The organism is Candidatus Poriferisodalis sp. (assembly GCF_965262965.1).
Lineage (GTDB): Bacteria > Actinomycetota > Acidimicrobiia > Acidimicrobiales > Poriferisodalaceae > Poriferisodalis.
Window position 1 is genome coordinate 509,260 of record NZ_OZ253573.1, and the last position, 14,676, is coordinate 523,935.

A 14,676-nucleotide genomic window follows, 5' to 3' on the forward strand; every position below is an offset into this window, starting at 1 on the left:
TCCTCGTCACAGCGACCACAAGGTGCGGTGTGCTCAACTTGAGCGGTGTTCACCGTGCTGACCCAGCCGCCGCCCGAATTGGACATGTCCGTCAAGATCTGGATTCCCATTCGAGCCGGGACGGTATTCGCCGAACCGGGCGGCGGGCTGTGTCACCGCTCCCAGGCACCGATCGGCGACGGCTCAGACGCCGGCGCATTCCTGGGAGTCCTCGACGGCATCGGAGTCTGGGCGGTCGATATGGACCCTGCCGGTGAGCCTGCGCTCGATGAGGGTGATCTCGAACCTGTGCCGCTGCGGAAGCTGTACGGGCGCATCCCCGATGAGCACTGGCAGATCGCCGGACGTGCATCGCAGATTGTCGAGTTCGAGCGCACTCACCGCTACTGCGGGCGCTGCGGAACACCGACCCAAACCAACGTTGCCGATCGAGGCAAGGCGTGCCCTGAATGCAAGCACATGGCCTTCCCGCGGCTCAGTCCTGCGATGATCGTCCTCGTCGAGCGGGGCGACGAGATCCTGCTGGCGTGGGGTCGACAGTTCCCTGGACGCTTCTTCAGCGCCCTTGCGGGTTTCGTTGAGCCCGGCGAGAGCCTCGAAGATGCGGTGATTCGAGAAGTCCGCGAGGAAGTCAGCGTGGAAGTCGCCGACGTCCGCTATTTCGGCAGCCAGCCGTGGCCGTTCCCGCACTCGCTGATGTGCGGATTCACTTGCAGTTGGCAGTCAGGCGAGATCCTCATCGACCCCGACGAGATCATCGAGGCCAGCTGGTACACCGCCGATGACCTCCCGCCGTGTCCTCGCGGAGGCATGTCCATCGCGGGCTGGCTCATCGAAGACTGGCTGCGCCGGAGCGCTGAGACCGCCTAGAGATCCCTTACGCGATGCCATGTCGCGCCAGTCGCACCGTCAGACACGACGACACCCGCCGCTGCGAGGTCGTCGCGAATCTGATCTGCTGCAGCGAAGTCCCGGGCGGCGCGGGCTTCCGAACGCCGGGCCAGCATTAGCTCCACTTCGGCGTCAGAGAGGTGATCGCCGTTTGCGGAATCACCGTCACCTTCGTCGACCTCGATGCCGAGCACAGCGAGCAGCCCCAGCGCAGTGCCCGCTGCTCGTTCGGCATCGGAGCGTCGCATCTCGTCAAGCGCTGTATTCGCGCTGCGCACAAGCCTGAAGACGACATCGAGCGCTGCGGGTGTGGCGAAATCGTCGTCCATCGCAGCGACGAAAGACGCAACGGCGTCGACGTCTACATGTCCAATCGAGACGGCCTCGATGTCTGCTCGCCCTATTCCGATGTCACGCTCGGCGGCGACGCCCGCTCCAGCCATCCGGCGAGCGAAGGCATCGAGCCGGCCCACCGCGTTGCGGGCGGCCTCGAGGGCTTCGGAGCCCATCTCCATCGCTCGCCGATAGTGCGTCTGCAACGCCAGCAGGCGAACTGCGCGCGCACCGGCGGCATCGATGGCCTCAGCCAAGTTGGTGAAGTTGCCCAACGACTTGGCCATCTTCTGGCTGCCGACGTTCACCATCGCACTGTGCACCCAGTAGCGCGCAAACTGCTCGCCCGATGCGGTGACCTGCGCCCACTCGTTCTGGTGGTGCGGGAACACCAGGTCATCCCCGCCACCGTGAATGTCGAAGCCTGGGCCGAGCGCCGCCAGCGACATGGCGACGCATTCGGTGTGCCAACCGGGCCGCCCGTCGCCCCAGGGTGTCGCCCAGCGCGGCTCTCCCGGCCGCGCCGCCTTCCACAGCGCAAAATCCAGCGGCGACCGCTTGTCGGGGTCCACTTCGACGCGCGCACCGGCGTCGTCTGCGAGTTGCGACAGAGTCCGGCCCGCCAGTCGCCCGTACCCAGGCGCGGCCTCGACCGCGAAGTAGACGCCCTTGCCGCCGATGTCGTACGCGGCACCCATCGATACGAGCGTGTCGATGACGTCAATCATCTCGGAGATGAAGTGCGTGGCGTGCGGCTGGGAATGCGGGGCGAGCACGCCGAGGCGTCGCATCTGCTCGTCGTACGCAGCGGTGAATTCCGCGGCGACATCAGCCTCGGCGCGGCCTTCGCCCTGCGCCCGGGCGACGATCTTGTCGTCGATGTCGGTGACGTTCGACGCCAACGTGACGGTAAGACCGCACCACTCGAAGTACCGCCGAATCGTGTCGAAGGTCAGCGCAGTGCGCCCGTGTCCTAGATGCGGCACGTCGTAAACGGTCGGACCACAGACATACATCGACACCTCGCCCGGCGTGCGCGGGGCGAAGGCGGTCTTGCGCCGCCTCATCGTGTCGAAGATCTGCAATGTCATGTCTGGTTGGCCCGCGTCGCGAAGGGATGCCGGAACGGGTTGCAAGGGTACTGACGGCCGTTCGGGCGAGCCCCTGATTTGTGGTCCTGCAACTGCACACCGTCGGGCCGCAATCTCCGATGCTCTGGTGCCAATGCTCCGGTGCCGACGCTCGGGCTCAGCGGGGATTGACGCCATGGCGAGTCGGCTTATGGTCATAATTGGCTACGTGTCAGCATTCCTCTACAGGCTCGGCCGCGGCTGTGCGACGTATCGATGGCGGACGATGCTCGTGTGGATCGTCGCGGCGATCGCACTGATCTCGCTCAACCAGGCCTTCGGCGCAGAGCTGACCAGAGGTTTGGACATGCCGGGAGTCGACAGTCAGGTCGCGCACGACCTGCTGCGCGACGAGTTCCCGACCGACGCCGGGATTCAAGCGCAAGTTGTCGTGCAGGCACCTCCGGGGTCCCAGCTTGCCGATCCCCCCCAAACCGTCGCGATCGCTCTGTTGCGCGCCAGTCTGCAAGCTGAGCCGGTCATCGTGGGGATCAACGGGTCGGACCCTGAAGCTCTCGGAGCTTCGGCGAATGCGCTGGCCCGAAGCGCCAACTCGGTCAATGCCGACGGCACGATCGGCCTGATCACGGTCGGGTTCGATCCCGATCTCGAGACGTCCCGTGAGCTGGTCGAACGTCTCGAGGCGGCGGGCGACGCGGCGATCGAACAATTCGGCAGTGCCACGCTGCGCGTCGAGTACGGCGGCACCATCTACATCGAGACCCGCGAGACTGATACCGGAATCGGCGAGGTGGCCGGATTGTTGGCGGCCGTGATCATCCTGCTCGTCGCCTTCGGCAGCTTGGTGGCAATGAGTCTGCCCATCGGCGTAGCGCTGGTCGGCCTCATCATCGGGGTGATGGGTGTGATGGGCCTCGTGGCGATCGGTTTGCCGGTGCCCGATTTCGCGCCGAGCATGGCATCGATGATCGGCCTCGGGGTCGGCATCGACTACGTCCTGTTCATCGTTACCCGCTACCGAGAGGGCCTGCGAGAAGGCTTGACCGTCACGGACGCTATCGGTCGCGCCAACGCCACAGCTGGGCTGGCAGTCATCTTTGCAGGCGGCACCGTCATCATTGCGATCCTCGGGCTCGCCATGGCAGGCATTCCGTTCATGACTGCCGCTGCAGTATCGGTCTCGGCGATCATGGTGCTGATGGTCGCCGCGTCGGTGACCGCCCTGCCCGCATTGCTGGGGTGGGTGGGTATACGCATTTTCCCGAGGCGACAACGCCGACTCCACATCGAGCGAGTCCAGTCGCTGTCCGCCTCGGGTGACCGCTCTGCTGGGACAATCGAGGTGCATGCCGTTTGGCAACGGTGGGGAACTCACGTCTCGAACCACGCGATCAAGTACTGCATCGTGACTCTCGTTGTGCTGGTGGCGCTGACAGCCCCGGTGCTGTGGATCAACATGGGCTTTCCCGATCAGGGCAACGAGGACCCCGAGAGCACTCACCGCCAGGCCTACGACCTGCTCGGGGAGGCCTTCGGCCCGGGCTTCAACGGGCCACTGCTCATTGCAGCAGATACGACCGGCACCAACGCAGCCGAACTTGCGCAGCTCTCGGCCGCGGTTGCGGCCGACCCTGGCATCGTCGCCGTGTCACCCACTCACTTCTCCCCAGTCGGCAACGCGGCCACATTCACTGCCTTCCCGACCACATCACCGCAGGACACCACCACGTTCGACACCCTGGAGCGGCTGCGAACCGAGATCTTCCCCGCAGTGCTGGAGCGGCCCGATGCCGTGCATGTCGGCGGCGGCACCGCAACCTTTGCCGACGTTGCCGGTCGCGTCGCGGCTCGCCTGCCCGTATTCATCGCAGCCGTAATTGTGCTGAGCTTCTTGCTCCTGATCCTGGTGTTCCGATCGATTCTGGTGCCGCTCAAGGCAGCAATTCTGAATCTGCTGTCGATCGGCGCCGCGTACGGTGTCCTCGTCGCAGTGTTCAATTGGGGCTGGGGCCTCAGTCTCATCGGCATGGCCGAGCCAGTGCCGATTGTGTCGTTCATCCCGATGTTCACCTTCGCGGTGCTGTTCGGGCTGTCGATGGACTACGAGGTGTTCTTGATGAGCCGCATCAAGGAGGAGTACATACACAACGGCGACAACAACCAGAGCGTGATCAGCGGCATCGCCAACACCGCACGGGTCATCACCTCGGCTGCGCTCATCATGATCGCAGTGTTCGTCGGCTTCGTGAGCAATCCCGATCCGACGATCAAGATGCTGGGCCTCAGCCTCGCAACAGCAATCGCCGTGGATGCGTCCATCGTGCGCACCGTGCTCGTGCCGGCGTCGATGCGCCTGATGGGCGATACGAACTGGTGGTTCCCCCGCTGGCTGGAATGGCTGCCGCGCTTCGACATCGAGGGCGAGCAGAGTCTTCCGCCACGCCAGTACATCCACGCCGAGCCTGCGACGATCTGAGGCGCGCTGGCTGCCACCGCTACGCCAGCACCCCCCCGTTGAGCGCAGTGTCGAAGCCCCAGACTGCGAGGTTGTGCGTGGCATGCAAGCCGACGCCTGCCCACCACCCATAGCGCACACGAGCGATCGTGAACATCAGGCCGAGCCACAACTGCGGGCTGACAACCAATGGAACGCTCACGATTGCGGCAACCGACCATTGCACCTCGAAGTTGTTCAGATGCACCAAGCCGAAGGCTGCGATCGAACACCACACCGGCCATTGCGGTGAGTCCGCCCACCAGCGCTCGACGAGGGCGCGCCATGTCTGCGGGGGTGATGCATCTGTCCCGAGAGATCTCGTCGCTTCACCTCCAGCGGCGTGTGCCTGAGCCCACAACACACATGCGGCCACTGCGATGGAGGCGAACACTGCCGCGGCCACGGCTGCTGACACGCCGCCCCCCACGAAGCTCAGCGCACCCAGGACGCCAGCGGCGCCGAGCGCACTCAGGCGTAGCGGCGCCGAGACAGCCAGCCGGTAGACCGCTTCTTCGAGCAACGGCGCGAACAGTGCAATGAGCACGAACTGTCCAGCAAGGGAGTACTCACTCAGCGTGGTCTCAAGCGTGTTCTCGAAGTCGCTGCGCACCGCGAAAGTTGAGATCTGGTACGCGAAGACCGAGCCAATGAGCCCGGTGACAAACAGCAGCCCGAGTCCTGCCGGCCATCGCCGGGGTGCCCCTGCACGCCGCCAGTCTGGTCGGATGACGAAGATTGGATTGACTGTGGCCCACGCGCCTAGCGGCGTCAGAGAATCTTCGGGCCCTCCCGCAGGGGGCCTGCCGCTGCTCAATCCTCGTCGACCTCGAGATCCTGCGGACGCGCCTCGGGGTACAGGTGCTCGAGGCTTCCGGGCTCGACACGGCATTGCTCCACGAAACGATCGATGTCTGCGAGCTGGAGCCGGATCACTCGGCCGAATCGATACGCCGGGAGATCACCTCGATCAATAAAGCGGTAGAGAGTTCGCGTGGTGATGCCCATTCGGTTGGCCGCCTTGAGGGTCGACAGCCAGACGACCTCGGGATACGAGTCGTCACTGTCGTCACGGACCTGCTCGAGCTCGTCTCCCAACCCCGTCGACTCCTCGGCCATCATCGCAACTTCCTATCGGTCGACCAGCGCCTTTTCAGCCGTCGGCGTCCGCCGACATCGTGGTGCCAACGGTAGTGCGCGTGTCGGGACCGATGGCGCATCTCCGCGCCGATCGTCGGTATCGCGCGCTATATCGCAATATTTATGCAGCATCTCGGACATATAACATTGGTTTTCAATAACTATCTTGATATCTGACAGACATGTGCCTAGGTTCGCACTGTGCCCCCAGCCGGACCGTCGCTCACACGCGAGCAATCGCTGCCAAACGTCGAACCGCAGCAGCGTCGGGTGCTGTCCGTTCGCACGGGCGTCCGCGCTCGTGCGGTCGTAGGCGGTGTGCTGTGTGCTGGAGCGGCCATGGGGCTGTGGTGGGCGTTCGAGCGCGCCGACGCTGCCCCGGACACGAGCTACCTCGTCGCCCGGTCGCCGCTGATACCGGGTAGCGCCGTCGAGCCCGGTGACATCGGACCGATACCGATTCGCCTTCCTGACGAGATCGCCGCAACCGCTGTGTCCGAAAGCGCCGAGGTGCTCGGTGGAATCGTCGTTCGAGCAGTTCATGTCGGAGAGCTGCTCGCATCCACCGACGTCGTGGGGCCCGATGTCGCAGCAACTCGATTGCGGGGTTTTACGCTCGCCGTCGAGCTCGATCGAGCCCGTGCCCTCAACGGGAATCTGGTTCCAGGAGAACGAGTTGATGTCATCGCGATCGATCGCGATGCCCCCGGCGGCGGTTCGGTCATAGCGTCCGACGCCGCGATCTTTGATGTCGCAGAAGCGGGCGGCGTCAGCACACTCGGTGGCGCCCTCACTGTCACGTTGCACGTCGCCAAGGTTTCCGAAGCTACCGCTGTCGCCGCAGCGGCCGACGAGAATGCGCTGATACTGGCGCGAGTGTGGCCGTGAGCACGAGCGCGCACGTGCTCGTGCTGGGGCTCGCAACGATGCAGTCAGAATGGCCTCGGCGCGTCGTGGACTGGACGACATCGGGCTCTCTGCGCGCTGATTTCGCGCAATGCATCTCGCCAGCCGAACTCGTGAACCGCGTGCGCTCCACGTCTGGTCCCACGGCCCTGCTCATCGACGAGGCCGCCGGGGATCCGACACCTGAGGTACTCACGGTGCTGCGAGAGGGTGAGTGCCTCTTCATCATCGTCGGCGAGAACGGCCTTCCTCAGTGGGCTGAGCCAGGGACGCTGCGACTGCGGCCTGACTTCGGCCTGCACGAGCTCAGTCGCGGCCTCGGCGCTCGATTCGCATCACCAGAGCACGACCGCGCTGCGACCAACAAGATCGAATCTCGCCATGATCGCGAACCGTCTGCCGGCGCACTGGTCGCCGTGTGCGGGCGCCCCGGCAGCGGCGTGTCGACGACGGCGATCGCGCTCGCACAGGGTCTCGCGAATTGTGATCGCTCCCGCCGCGGTGTTCTGCTGGCGGATCTGTCGTGGAGGGCGGATCAGGCGCTGCTGCACGACGCGGCCGCAGAGCGGCCGAGCATCGCAGATCTCTTTGATGCAGCGACGAGCCGTGAACTGCAGCAGGAAGACCTTGGGTCTGTGACCTTCAGCGTTCCCCAACGCGGCTACGACGTGCTGTTGGGCCCTCCTGGAGGCCTCGATCGCAGCGGTATCGAAGGCCCGTCGGTGCAGCGGGCGCTGTCCGCTATGCGGGCCGGATACGCCGTCACCGTGCTTGACCTTGACGACGACTTCGCCGACCCGGCCAATAGGCGCGGCCAAGGCCGCCTCGGGGCCATCGATCTTGACGCTGTAACCGCTGCTGATGCAATTGTGATCGTCGGCGTCCCGTCGCTCACCGGTCTGGGGGGCCTTTTGCATGGGATGCACGAGTTGTCTGGGTGTGGCGTGCCTCCGTCGCGCGTGCGACCGATACTGGCACGCATCCCCGGGCGGCGGAGGCTGGTCGGTCACGCACGAGCTATCGATTCGCGCCGAGCCAGCGAAGCGTTCCTGTCCGGGGCAATCCGCAGTCATGAGCGCCCAGAGCTGGATGACATCCACGGCAACGCGTCGGCGATGCCACAGCAGTTCGTCGACACCGTGATGGCGGCGATCGGCGATATCGCAACAGCAGCGCGGCTCGGAGGCCTCGTGCCAACGGAGTCGTCGTGACCGAGGTGTCGCCGCTCGCCGAGATCGAGCGCTCAGTGCAGGCACGTGCGAGGGACCTCGGCTTGGACCCGCGTGCGCCTGGATCCGACAGCGCGCTCAACCAGCTGATCAATGAAGAGGTGCGGCGGTGGAACCTGGACTTCAAGCGGGGCATGCGTCCTCGAGAGCTCTACGACGCCGGCCGTATCGCCGAACGAGCCAGGCGCGATCTGCTCGGCTACGGACCGCTCGAGCCGTTGTTGGACGACGACGACGTCTGGGAGATCATGGTCAATGCACCCCACAAGATCTTCGTCAAGCGTCACCAGGGTCCGAGCGGGTACCACGACGAGGCGTTTCACGACGACGAGCACGTCCGCCGGACCTTGACGCGGATTCTCGACGACGCATCCGGATCGCACCGCAAGCTGGACCCGAGCGAAGGACTCCAGGACGCGCAGCTCGACAACGGCGCACGCCTGCACATCGTCCACGACGACATCGGCCGGGGCGGGCACCTCATCTTCAATGTCCGCAAGTTCACCGGAGTCGCATTCGCGACGCTCGAAGAACTGACCCTCGTGGGCACACTCACGCCGCAGATCGCCGATCTTCTGCGCGCCGCGGTTCGCGCCCAGCGGTCAATCCTGTTCGCGGGTGCCCCGGGCAGCGGCAAGACAACCCTGCTGCGGTGCTGCGCTGCCGAACTCGATCCCTCGTTGCGGGTCGTGACCGCCGAGGAAGTGTTCGAGGTCGAGATCCCGCTGCCGAACGTTGCGAGCATGCAGACACGCCCCAGCCGAGCCGAGCGATCCCCGGTCGACCTTCGCCGCCTCGTATCGGGCTTTCTTCGAATGGCACCTGACGTGGCCGTGGTCGGCGAGGTTCGCGACCGGGAAGCCGTGCCATTGCTGCTGACGCTGTCCAGCGGTGTCACCGGATACGCCACCATTCACGCCGGCTCTGCTCGCCAAGCGCTCGCCCGGCTCCGCTTGATGTGTCAAATATCACCAGAGGTCCGCGGTATGCCGGTTGGGGCGATCAGCCAGCTGATCGCTGACTCGATCGACATCGTCGTCCATCTCCGACGAAGCTCAGCCGGCGTGCGGATCAGCGAGATTCTCGCCCTCGAAGGCTCCGACGCAGACTCCCACGAGCCACGCTTCGCGGCGACCACGCTGTACAGCAACGACGCCGCCGACACCACCATCGGGACCGAGCAGACTCCAGCTCGAGCAGTCGAGCCGCTTCCGACAGTCGTGAGTTCGTCCGGACTCCCCGAGCGCCCCGGGGCACCCCCCACGGCGCCTCAGCGGACTGTTGCCCCATGCCGCTGATGTTCACCATCGGCGGCTCGTTGGGGCTGTTCCTGTTGCTCGGGATCCCTCCCGCAGGACCCCTGCGTGTCGGGCGCCGCCCACACGCGGCGCAGTCGATGACATCGTGGCGGCCGCGGGCTCGGCTCGTTCGGCCACGCCGAGCGCTCCTGGGGGTGACGTCAGCGATCGCAGGGTGGTTCGGGGCATGGCTGCTATTCGGCAACGGGCTCGGTTCAGCAACCGCCGCGGTGCTCGCAGCTGTGATCCCCGTACACAGCGCAGCGACTCTGCGTCGACGTCGGATGTGGAGTGCTCGCCAGGCGTGGCCTCGGCTGCTATCGGAGATTCGCGTCCTCGTCACGAGCCGTGGTCAGTCCATTCCTAGTGCTCTGTTCGCGGCCGGTGCCAGCGCCCCCATCGAGATGCGCGGTGCATTCTTGGATGCGGCCCGAACCTGGGCGCTCAGCACTGACTTTGAAGTTGCCCTAGCAGTGCTTCGGGGGGCACTGGCCGACCCCACCGCAGACGCTGTGTGCGAAACCTTGCTCGCCGCGCATCGAATCGGAGGAGTCGATCTCGACACTCGATTGCGCGCCCTTGCAGAAGCCGCCCAGGTTGAGGCAGCCGCACGTCAAGATGCCCGCGCCCGGCAAGCCGGAGCGCGGTTCGCTCGGAGCTTCGTGCTCGTGGTGCCTGCATTCATGGCCGTGGTCGGTCTAGGCATCGGTCGGGGACGAGAGGCTTACCAGAATCCGAACGGGCAGCTGCTTGTGGCCTTGAGCTTTGGGGCCGTGGCGGGCTGCTGGTTCTGGGCGGGTCGGATCATGGCCGTGCCGCAACGGCGCCGGGTCTTTTGCGAGTGAACGCGATCGTGGCGAGCAGCTCGGCGGGACTCGGTGTCGGCGCGATGCTCATCTTGTCCGAGGTGCGATGGTTCCGCCGCGTGCCGCTCGCACGACGCCTAGAACCGCCACAGCCCCAGCATCAACTGCCGCTCCGGGCCCGCTTGATCTCCCCAACGATGGCCGCCGAAATCGGAGACCGCGTTGCGACCGCGTTCGGCCTGGATCAAGAACTCGGCACACGCTTGGACCGCCTCGGACGACGGCAGTCCGAGGCTCAGTATCGAGCACGTCAAGCCTCGATGTCCGCTGCTGCGCTGCTCATATCGTTCGCCGCGTTGCTGTGGATCGGTATAGCGCTGATTCCGGCGCTTCTCATCGGGGCCGGATTCACCATCGCGACGTTCCTGGCACCAGAGCGTCTGCTTGCGCAGGCGATCGCTGCGCGCGGCGCCGGGTTGACCGAGGAGCTGCCAACCATCACCGAGCAGATTGCGATGCTGCTCGCCAGCGGCATGTCACTGACCAATGCCCTCGCGACGACCGGACAGCGAGGCCAAGGCATCTGCTGTGCAGATCTGAGACGCGTCAGCGCCAGGGTCGCTGGGGGTGCCACCGTCGAGACTGCGCTCGAAGAATGGGCCGAGACGGCTGGCTCATCCGACGTTCGCCGCCTTGTCGGCGTGCTCACACTGCATGAAGACACTGCCGATATCGCTGCGCTGGTGTCCGACGAGGCCCGTTCGGCGCGTGCCGCGGCTCACCGACGCCTCATTGAACGTATCGAGCGCCGAAACGAGCAGGTCTGGATACCGGTCACCGTGGCAGCGCTCGTGCCCGGTGCAGTGCTGCTCTCGATTCCGTTCAGCGACGCCTTGCGGAGCTACACGGGCGTGTGATCTGCCAATCAGCGCCACGGCGAGCCTGTTCAACCTCGTCCCCAGTCACCCCAGTCCAGCCACCCCAGTCCAGCCACCCCAGTCCAGCCACCTACTAAGGAAGAGAACCACTCATGATTCACGTTGCTTTCGTTGCCCAATCCACCGTTGGAGCCGCTATGGCGACCATCGTGCTCCTCGTCCACTGCTGTCCCGATGCTTTGTTGCCTCGTCGAATGCCCCGCCGCAGCGAGCGAGGCGAGGGTGTCATCAGCGCCGCCATCGCGGTGCTGATCATCGCCTCGCTCGGCGCGCTGATGTGGGTTGGCTTCAAGACGTTGTGGGAGAGTGCCGAACAGACGACGAATGCCGAGATCGCCAAGATCGGCAAGTGAGCGCGAACCGGGGGCACCGACATCCGTCTCGGCGCCCTAGCGCCAAGAGATCCAGTCGCCGGGTGGCCAGCACGCCCACCAATGAGTTCGGCGCCGGACTCATCGCGCTCACTTGGAGCGTACTGGCCTACCTGATGTTCCTCATGCTTGCGGTGCAGGTGGCAATGGATTTCTACACCGCGTCGATCGTTGGCGCCGTTGGCCATGACGCCGTGCGTCAGGCGGCGTTCGCCGGTGGTAGCCCCGACGCACGCGCCGATGCCGAGCAATGGCTGCGGGCCCGAATTGGCAGTTCGGTAAACCTCGAGTCCGTCCGCTGGGACACCACCGATGGCGTCGTATCGCTCAATCTGGCGGTTCGTCCACCCACGATGCTGATCGGTGCACCCGGTTTGCCGACCTCCCGACGTTTCGAGCGTCGCTTCGAAGTGCGCACCGAGACGCCCCAGTTCGCGCGGTCCAGGTGACGCCGCCGCACCCCACGAGCGTCGCCCAACGAGCAGGGCGCATCGACGAATCGGGCATCGTCGGTCTCGAGGTGCTGCCATTGCTCGTCGTCGTCTTCGTCGTGGGCACTCTCGTGTTCGCCCAGTCATGGATGGCACTCGACGCCAAGATTGCTGCGACCGCAGGTGCGCGCGAGGCGGCTCGAACGTTCGTCGAGCATCCTGCCGCTCAGACGGCGCGCGCCGCCGATGCCGCATCGCGGGCTGGTCTGCGTGCGATGGCCGGTCATGGCCCCACAAGCACCGCTCGCGTGGTCGCCATCGGCGCGGTCAGCAATTCCCGCTGCGCGCGCGTGACGTTCGAGGCGTCATACGAAGTTCCGACCCTCGCCTTGCCCTTGAACGGCTGGCGGCAGATCACTGTGCGGGCCCGCAGTACCGAGACCGTCGATCCGTTTCGTCACGGACTCCACGGTCGCGCTCCGTGCAGCGCGTGAATCGGCTGCTTCGCGGCCGCGCACAGTACTGAACCGCGCCGATGTCTCCCACACGCACCTGCGAGCGTGGCACGGTCCTGTTGTTGGTGCCTGCTGGAGTTCTCATCGTGGTACTGCTCGCAGCGGTCACCGTCGATGCGGCAGCGGCATTCCTGGCCGAGCGCGAGGCCGCCGGTGCCGCTGGCTCGCTCGCAAACGACCTGGTCACGATGGCGATCGACGAAGCCCACTTGCGACGCTCAGGGCACTACCGGGTCAGCCCGTCGCGCTTGGCTTCGTTGTCGCAATGGAGTCACCGAACTGCGCTCGACCGACTCTCGGCAGTGTTTGAGCCCAATTCGGTCGTGGTCAACGTGTCCACCGTCGGCCCGACGGCCGTGCGCGTCTCCGTCGCCGGAATGGCACGGCGTGTCATCGGGTTGCCCGCTGGCGTCAATGGCCCCCGTCTGCGGCATGTGGAGGCTCATGCCACGGGACACGTATACCTCTCCCGTTGAGCGTCGACCGTCTTGCCTCGCTCGACAAAAGAGTTTCTATCTATATCAATATGTTTCATATATTCTCCGTGTGATCAGAAGCCCGACCGTGCGTGACGACGGTTCCGGCAATCCGACCCTGGTGAAGCACGCAATCGGCGACGGCTGCCACCGACTTCGCCACGAAGCTGAGATTCTCGTCGCAGCACGCGGTGCGAACGTCGTGGAAGTGGTCGGCTTCGACGCACACGAAAACCGTTGCGAGCTCTCTCTTCGCTATCTCGAAGCTGCGACGCTTGCCGAGCATCCGGCTCTCGACCTCGCAGAGTTGCTCAGAGTGCTCGCTCAGGTCGGTACCGCCATCGCTGAGCTTCATCGGCGGGGAATCTGTCACGGTGCACTCAACCGGGACCACATCCTCGTGGAACCTCACGGCTCGCCGGTGCTGTGCGGTTTCGGCGAAGCGACCGGCCCCGAAGATCTGCAGCAGTATCCATCTGGGTCAGATCTGACCGCCTTGGCGTCACTCGCAGAGGTCGAATTGACGCGGACCGAACAACTGGTCGTCTCGGGAATCGAGCGACGTCATTGCGGCGAGGCTCGTGCGGCTTGCCGTGATCTGGCCGACACGGCAGTTGCGGCTCCGGACGACTCCCAAGCACTGGGTGCATGGCTCGTGTGCATTGAGGCCGTGCGCGCATCGGTAGTCCGCGAACGCCAGTCGCCCCTCGGTGACAGCGGCCGGGAACTGTCAGCACTGCCTGCCGTCGTTGGGGGCCAGCGCGACCTGCGCGAACTGCTCGGTTTCGGGGCATCGATGGCCGAGGCCGGAGGTATCCCTCGCAGTCCCGCGAGGCCAACTGCGGCGACCGGTGGTGGCGAGCGGGATCGGCGACGGCTCGCCGCAGCAGCGGCTTTGGCTGCCGTGGTGCTCGTGGTCGCCTTCATCGGCTGGCAGATGCTCGCAAGCGAGGGCCTGCACGAGTCCCCCGACGTCGTCGCAGCGATCGGGGGGACGCTGCGGGACACCTCGGCGACCGCGCTCGTCAGCCCGCAGCCGCCGCGCCCAGTAGCTGCTGCCCCGACTGTGACACCGTCCGCCAGCGAAGGCGCCCAGTCAACACCGGCATCGTCGTTCGACGCCGCTGCACTGTCGCAGGTGTCGGGCCGAGCAACTCTGATCTACGGAACGTCACGTGCCGACTGTGCGAACGCGGTCCCCGAATCCACCGACGCGGGCGCACTCGATGCAGAGCCGGACGTCGGCCCCAGCTCGGCCAGCCACGATTTCGGATTCGCCCACAAAGATGTCGATGGCGATGGGTGCCCCGACAAGGTCAGCATCGAACAGGCGGTCGCAGACCGTCGGTCATCAACGATCACGACGCCGTTCGGACGCTGGAGGCTCGGCACGACGGGTGATCTCATCGCCGTCGGCGATTGGAATTGCGACGGCCGCTCGACGTTGGCTCTGGTGCGTCCCCGCAGTGGCCTGGCCGCCTTCTACGAATCGTGGCCTCGGTCCGCGCGCTCAGTGGTGCCAGCGCGCATCGTCACGGTTCCACTGCTTGCAACGGCAGTCTCAACGGCGGCCGCCGCGGACGAACCGCTCCTCGACGGGGACGAGTCAACGACGTCGACTGCGTTGAACGCCGCAGGCGTCATCGCAACCGGTTGCGACAAGCTTGTGATTCGCTACGACGACGCAGTCATCGAAGTCGCCCCTCGGGACCTCGATCACGACAACGGATTGGATCTCACTTCCGACGCTGGTTGAC

The 14,676-nt window shown here is 65.4% G+C and carries 15 protein-coding genes; 12 read left to right on the forward strand and 3 right to left on the reverse strand.

The window, feature by feature from the left end; all coding sequences use genetic code 11:
* Positions 1-45: 45 nt before the first annotated feature.
* On the forward strand, positions 46-870 hold the full coding sequence (gene nudC / locus ACQY5K_RS02445) for an NAD(+) diphosphatase (RefSeq protein WP_428119742.1): 825 nt from the start codon (positions 46-48) through the stop codon (positions 868-870).
* Here nudC and cysS read toward each other — a convergent pair.
* Positions 867-2,513: a cysteine--tRNA ligase gene (gene cysS, locus ACQY5K_RS02450; protein ID WP_428119744.1), complete on the reverse strand. Its 1,647-nt coding sequence runs from the start codon at positions 2,511-2,513 to the stop codon at positions 867-869. The genes nudC and cysS overlap by 4 nt on opposite strands.
* Between cysS and ACQY5K_RS02455 the strand changes: the two genes are divergently transcribed.
* A complete protein-coding gene (locus ACQY5K_RS02455) occupies positions 2,491-4,791 on the forward strand; it encodes an MMPL family transporter (RefSeq protein ID WP_428119746.1) in 2,301 nt (766 codons plus the stop codon). The genes cysS and ACQY5K_RS02455 overlap by 23 nt on opposite strands.
* Before the next feature lie 19 nt (positions 4,792-4,810).
* On the opposite strand, the gene ACQY5K_RS02460 is transcribed toward ACQY5K_RS02455, so the two are convergent.
* Positions 4,811-5,422 (reverse strand): CPBP family glutamic-type intramembrane protease, encoded by a 612-nt coding sequence (locus ACQY5K_RS02460; protein WP_428119748.1) that lies wholly within the window; start codon positions 5,420-5,422, stop codon positions 4,811-4,813.
* Between the two features lie 200 nt (positions 5,423-5,622).
* Complete coding sequence (locus ACQY5K_RS02465; RefSeq protein ID WP_428119750.1) at positions 5,623-5,931, reverse strand: helix-turn-helix domain-containing protein; 309 nt, start codon at positions 5,929-5,931, stop codon at positions 5,623-5,625.
* Between the two features lie 219 nt (positions 5,932-6,150).
* Between ACQY5K_RS02465 and ACQY5K_RS02470 the strand changes: the two genes are divergently transcribed.
* The 10 genes from ACQY5K_RS02470 to ACQY5K_RS02515 all read left to right on the forward strand — a co-directional run bounded on the left by ACQY5K_RS02470 (position 6,151) and on the right by ACQY5K_RS02515 (position 14,675).
* On the forward strand, positions 6,151-6,837 hold the full coding sequence (locus ACQY5K_RS02470; RefSeq protein WP_428119752.1) for a hypothetical protein: 687 nt from the start codon (positions 6,151-6,153) through the stop codon (positions 6,835-6,837).
* Positions 6,834-8,066: a hypothetical protein gene (locus ACQY5K_RS02475; protein ID WP_428119754.1), complete on the forward strand. Its 1,233-nt coding sequence runs from the start codon at positions 6,834-6,836 to the stop codon at positions 8,064-8,066. Before ACQY5K_RS02470 ends, ACQY5K_RS02475 begins: the two co-directional genes overlap by 4 nt.
* Positions 8,063-9,382 (forward strand): CpaF family protein, encoded by a 1,320-nt coding sequence (locus ACQY5K_RS02480; protein WP_428119756.1) that lies wholly within the window; start codon positions 8,063-8,065, stop codon positions 9,380-9,382. Before ACQY5K_RS02475 ends, ACQY5K_RS02480 begins: the two co-directional genes overlap by 4 nt.
* Positions 9,373-10,227 carry a type II secretion system F family protein gene (locus tag ACQY5K_RS02485; RefSeq protein ID WP_428119758.1) on the forward strand — a complete coding sequence of 285 codons (855 nt, stop codon included), beginning with the start codon at positions 9,373-9,375 and terminating at the stop codon, positions 10,225-10,227. Before ACQY5K_RS02480 ends, ACQY5K_RS02485 begins: the two co-directional genes overlap by 10 nt.
* Positions 10,228-10,235: 8 nt before the next feature.
* A complete protein-coding gene (locus tag ACQY5K_RS02490) occupies positions 10,236-11,105 on the forward strand; it encodes a type II secretion system F family protein (protein WP_428119760.1) in 870 nt (289 codons plus the stop codon).
* 113 nt (positions 11,106-11,218) lie between these two features.
* Positions 11,219-11,479 carry a hypothetical protein gene (locus ACQY5K_RS02495; protein WP_428119762.1) on the forward strand — a complete coding sequence of 87 codons (261 nt, stop codon included), beginning with the start codon at positions 11,219-11,221 and terminating at the stop codon, positions 11,477-11,479.
* 62 nt (positions 11,480-11,541) lie between these two features.
* Positions 11,542-11,946 carry a hypothetical protein gene (locus ACQY5K_RS02500; protein WP_428119764.1) on the forward strand — a complete coding sequence of 135 codons (405 nt, stop codon included), beginning with the start codon at positions 11,542-11,544 and terminating at the stop codon, positions 11,944-11,946.
* Positions 11,943-12,422 carry a hypothetical protein gene (locus ACQY5K_RS02505; protein ID WP_428119766.1) on the forward strand — a complete coding sequence of 160 codons (480 nt, stop codon included), beginning with the start codon at positions 11,943-11,945 and terminating at the stop codon, positions 12,420-12,422. The genes ACQY5K_RS02500 and ACQY5K_RS02505 overlap by 4 nt, the downstream gene beginning before the upstream one ends.
* A gap of 41 nt (positions 12,423-12,463) precedes the next feature.
* A complete protein-coding gene (locus ACQY5K_RS02510) occupies positions 12,464-12,919 on the forward strand; it encodes a hypothetical protein (RefSeq protein WP_428119768.1) in 456 nt (151 codons plus the stop codon).
* A 70-nt stretch (positions 12,920-12,989) separates the two neighbouring features.
* Entirely contained in the window at positions 12,990-14,675 is a 1,686-nt protein-coding gene (locus ACQY5K_RS02515) for a lipopolysaccharide kinase InaA family protein (RefSeq protein WP_428119770.1), read from the forward strand.
* The last annotated feature ends 1 nt before the right edge of the window (position 14,676 follow it).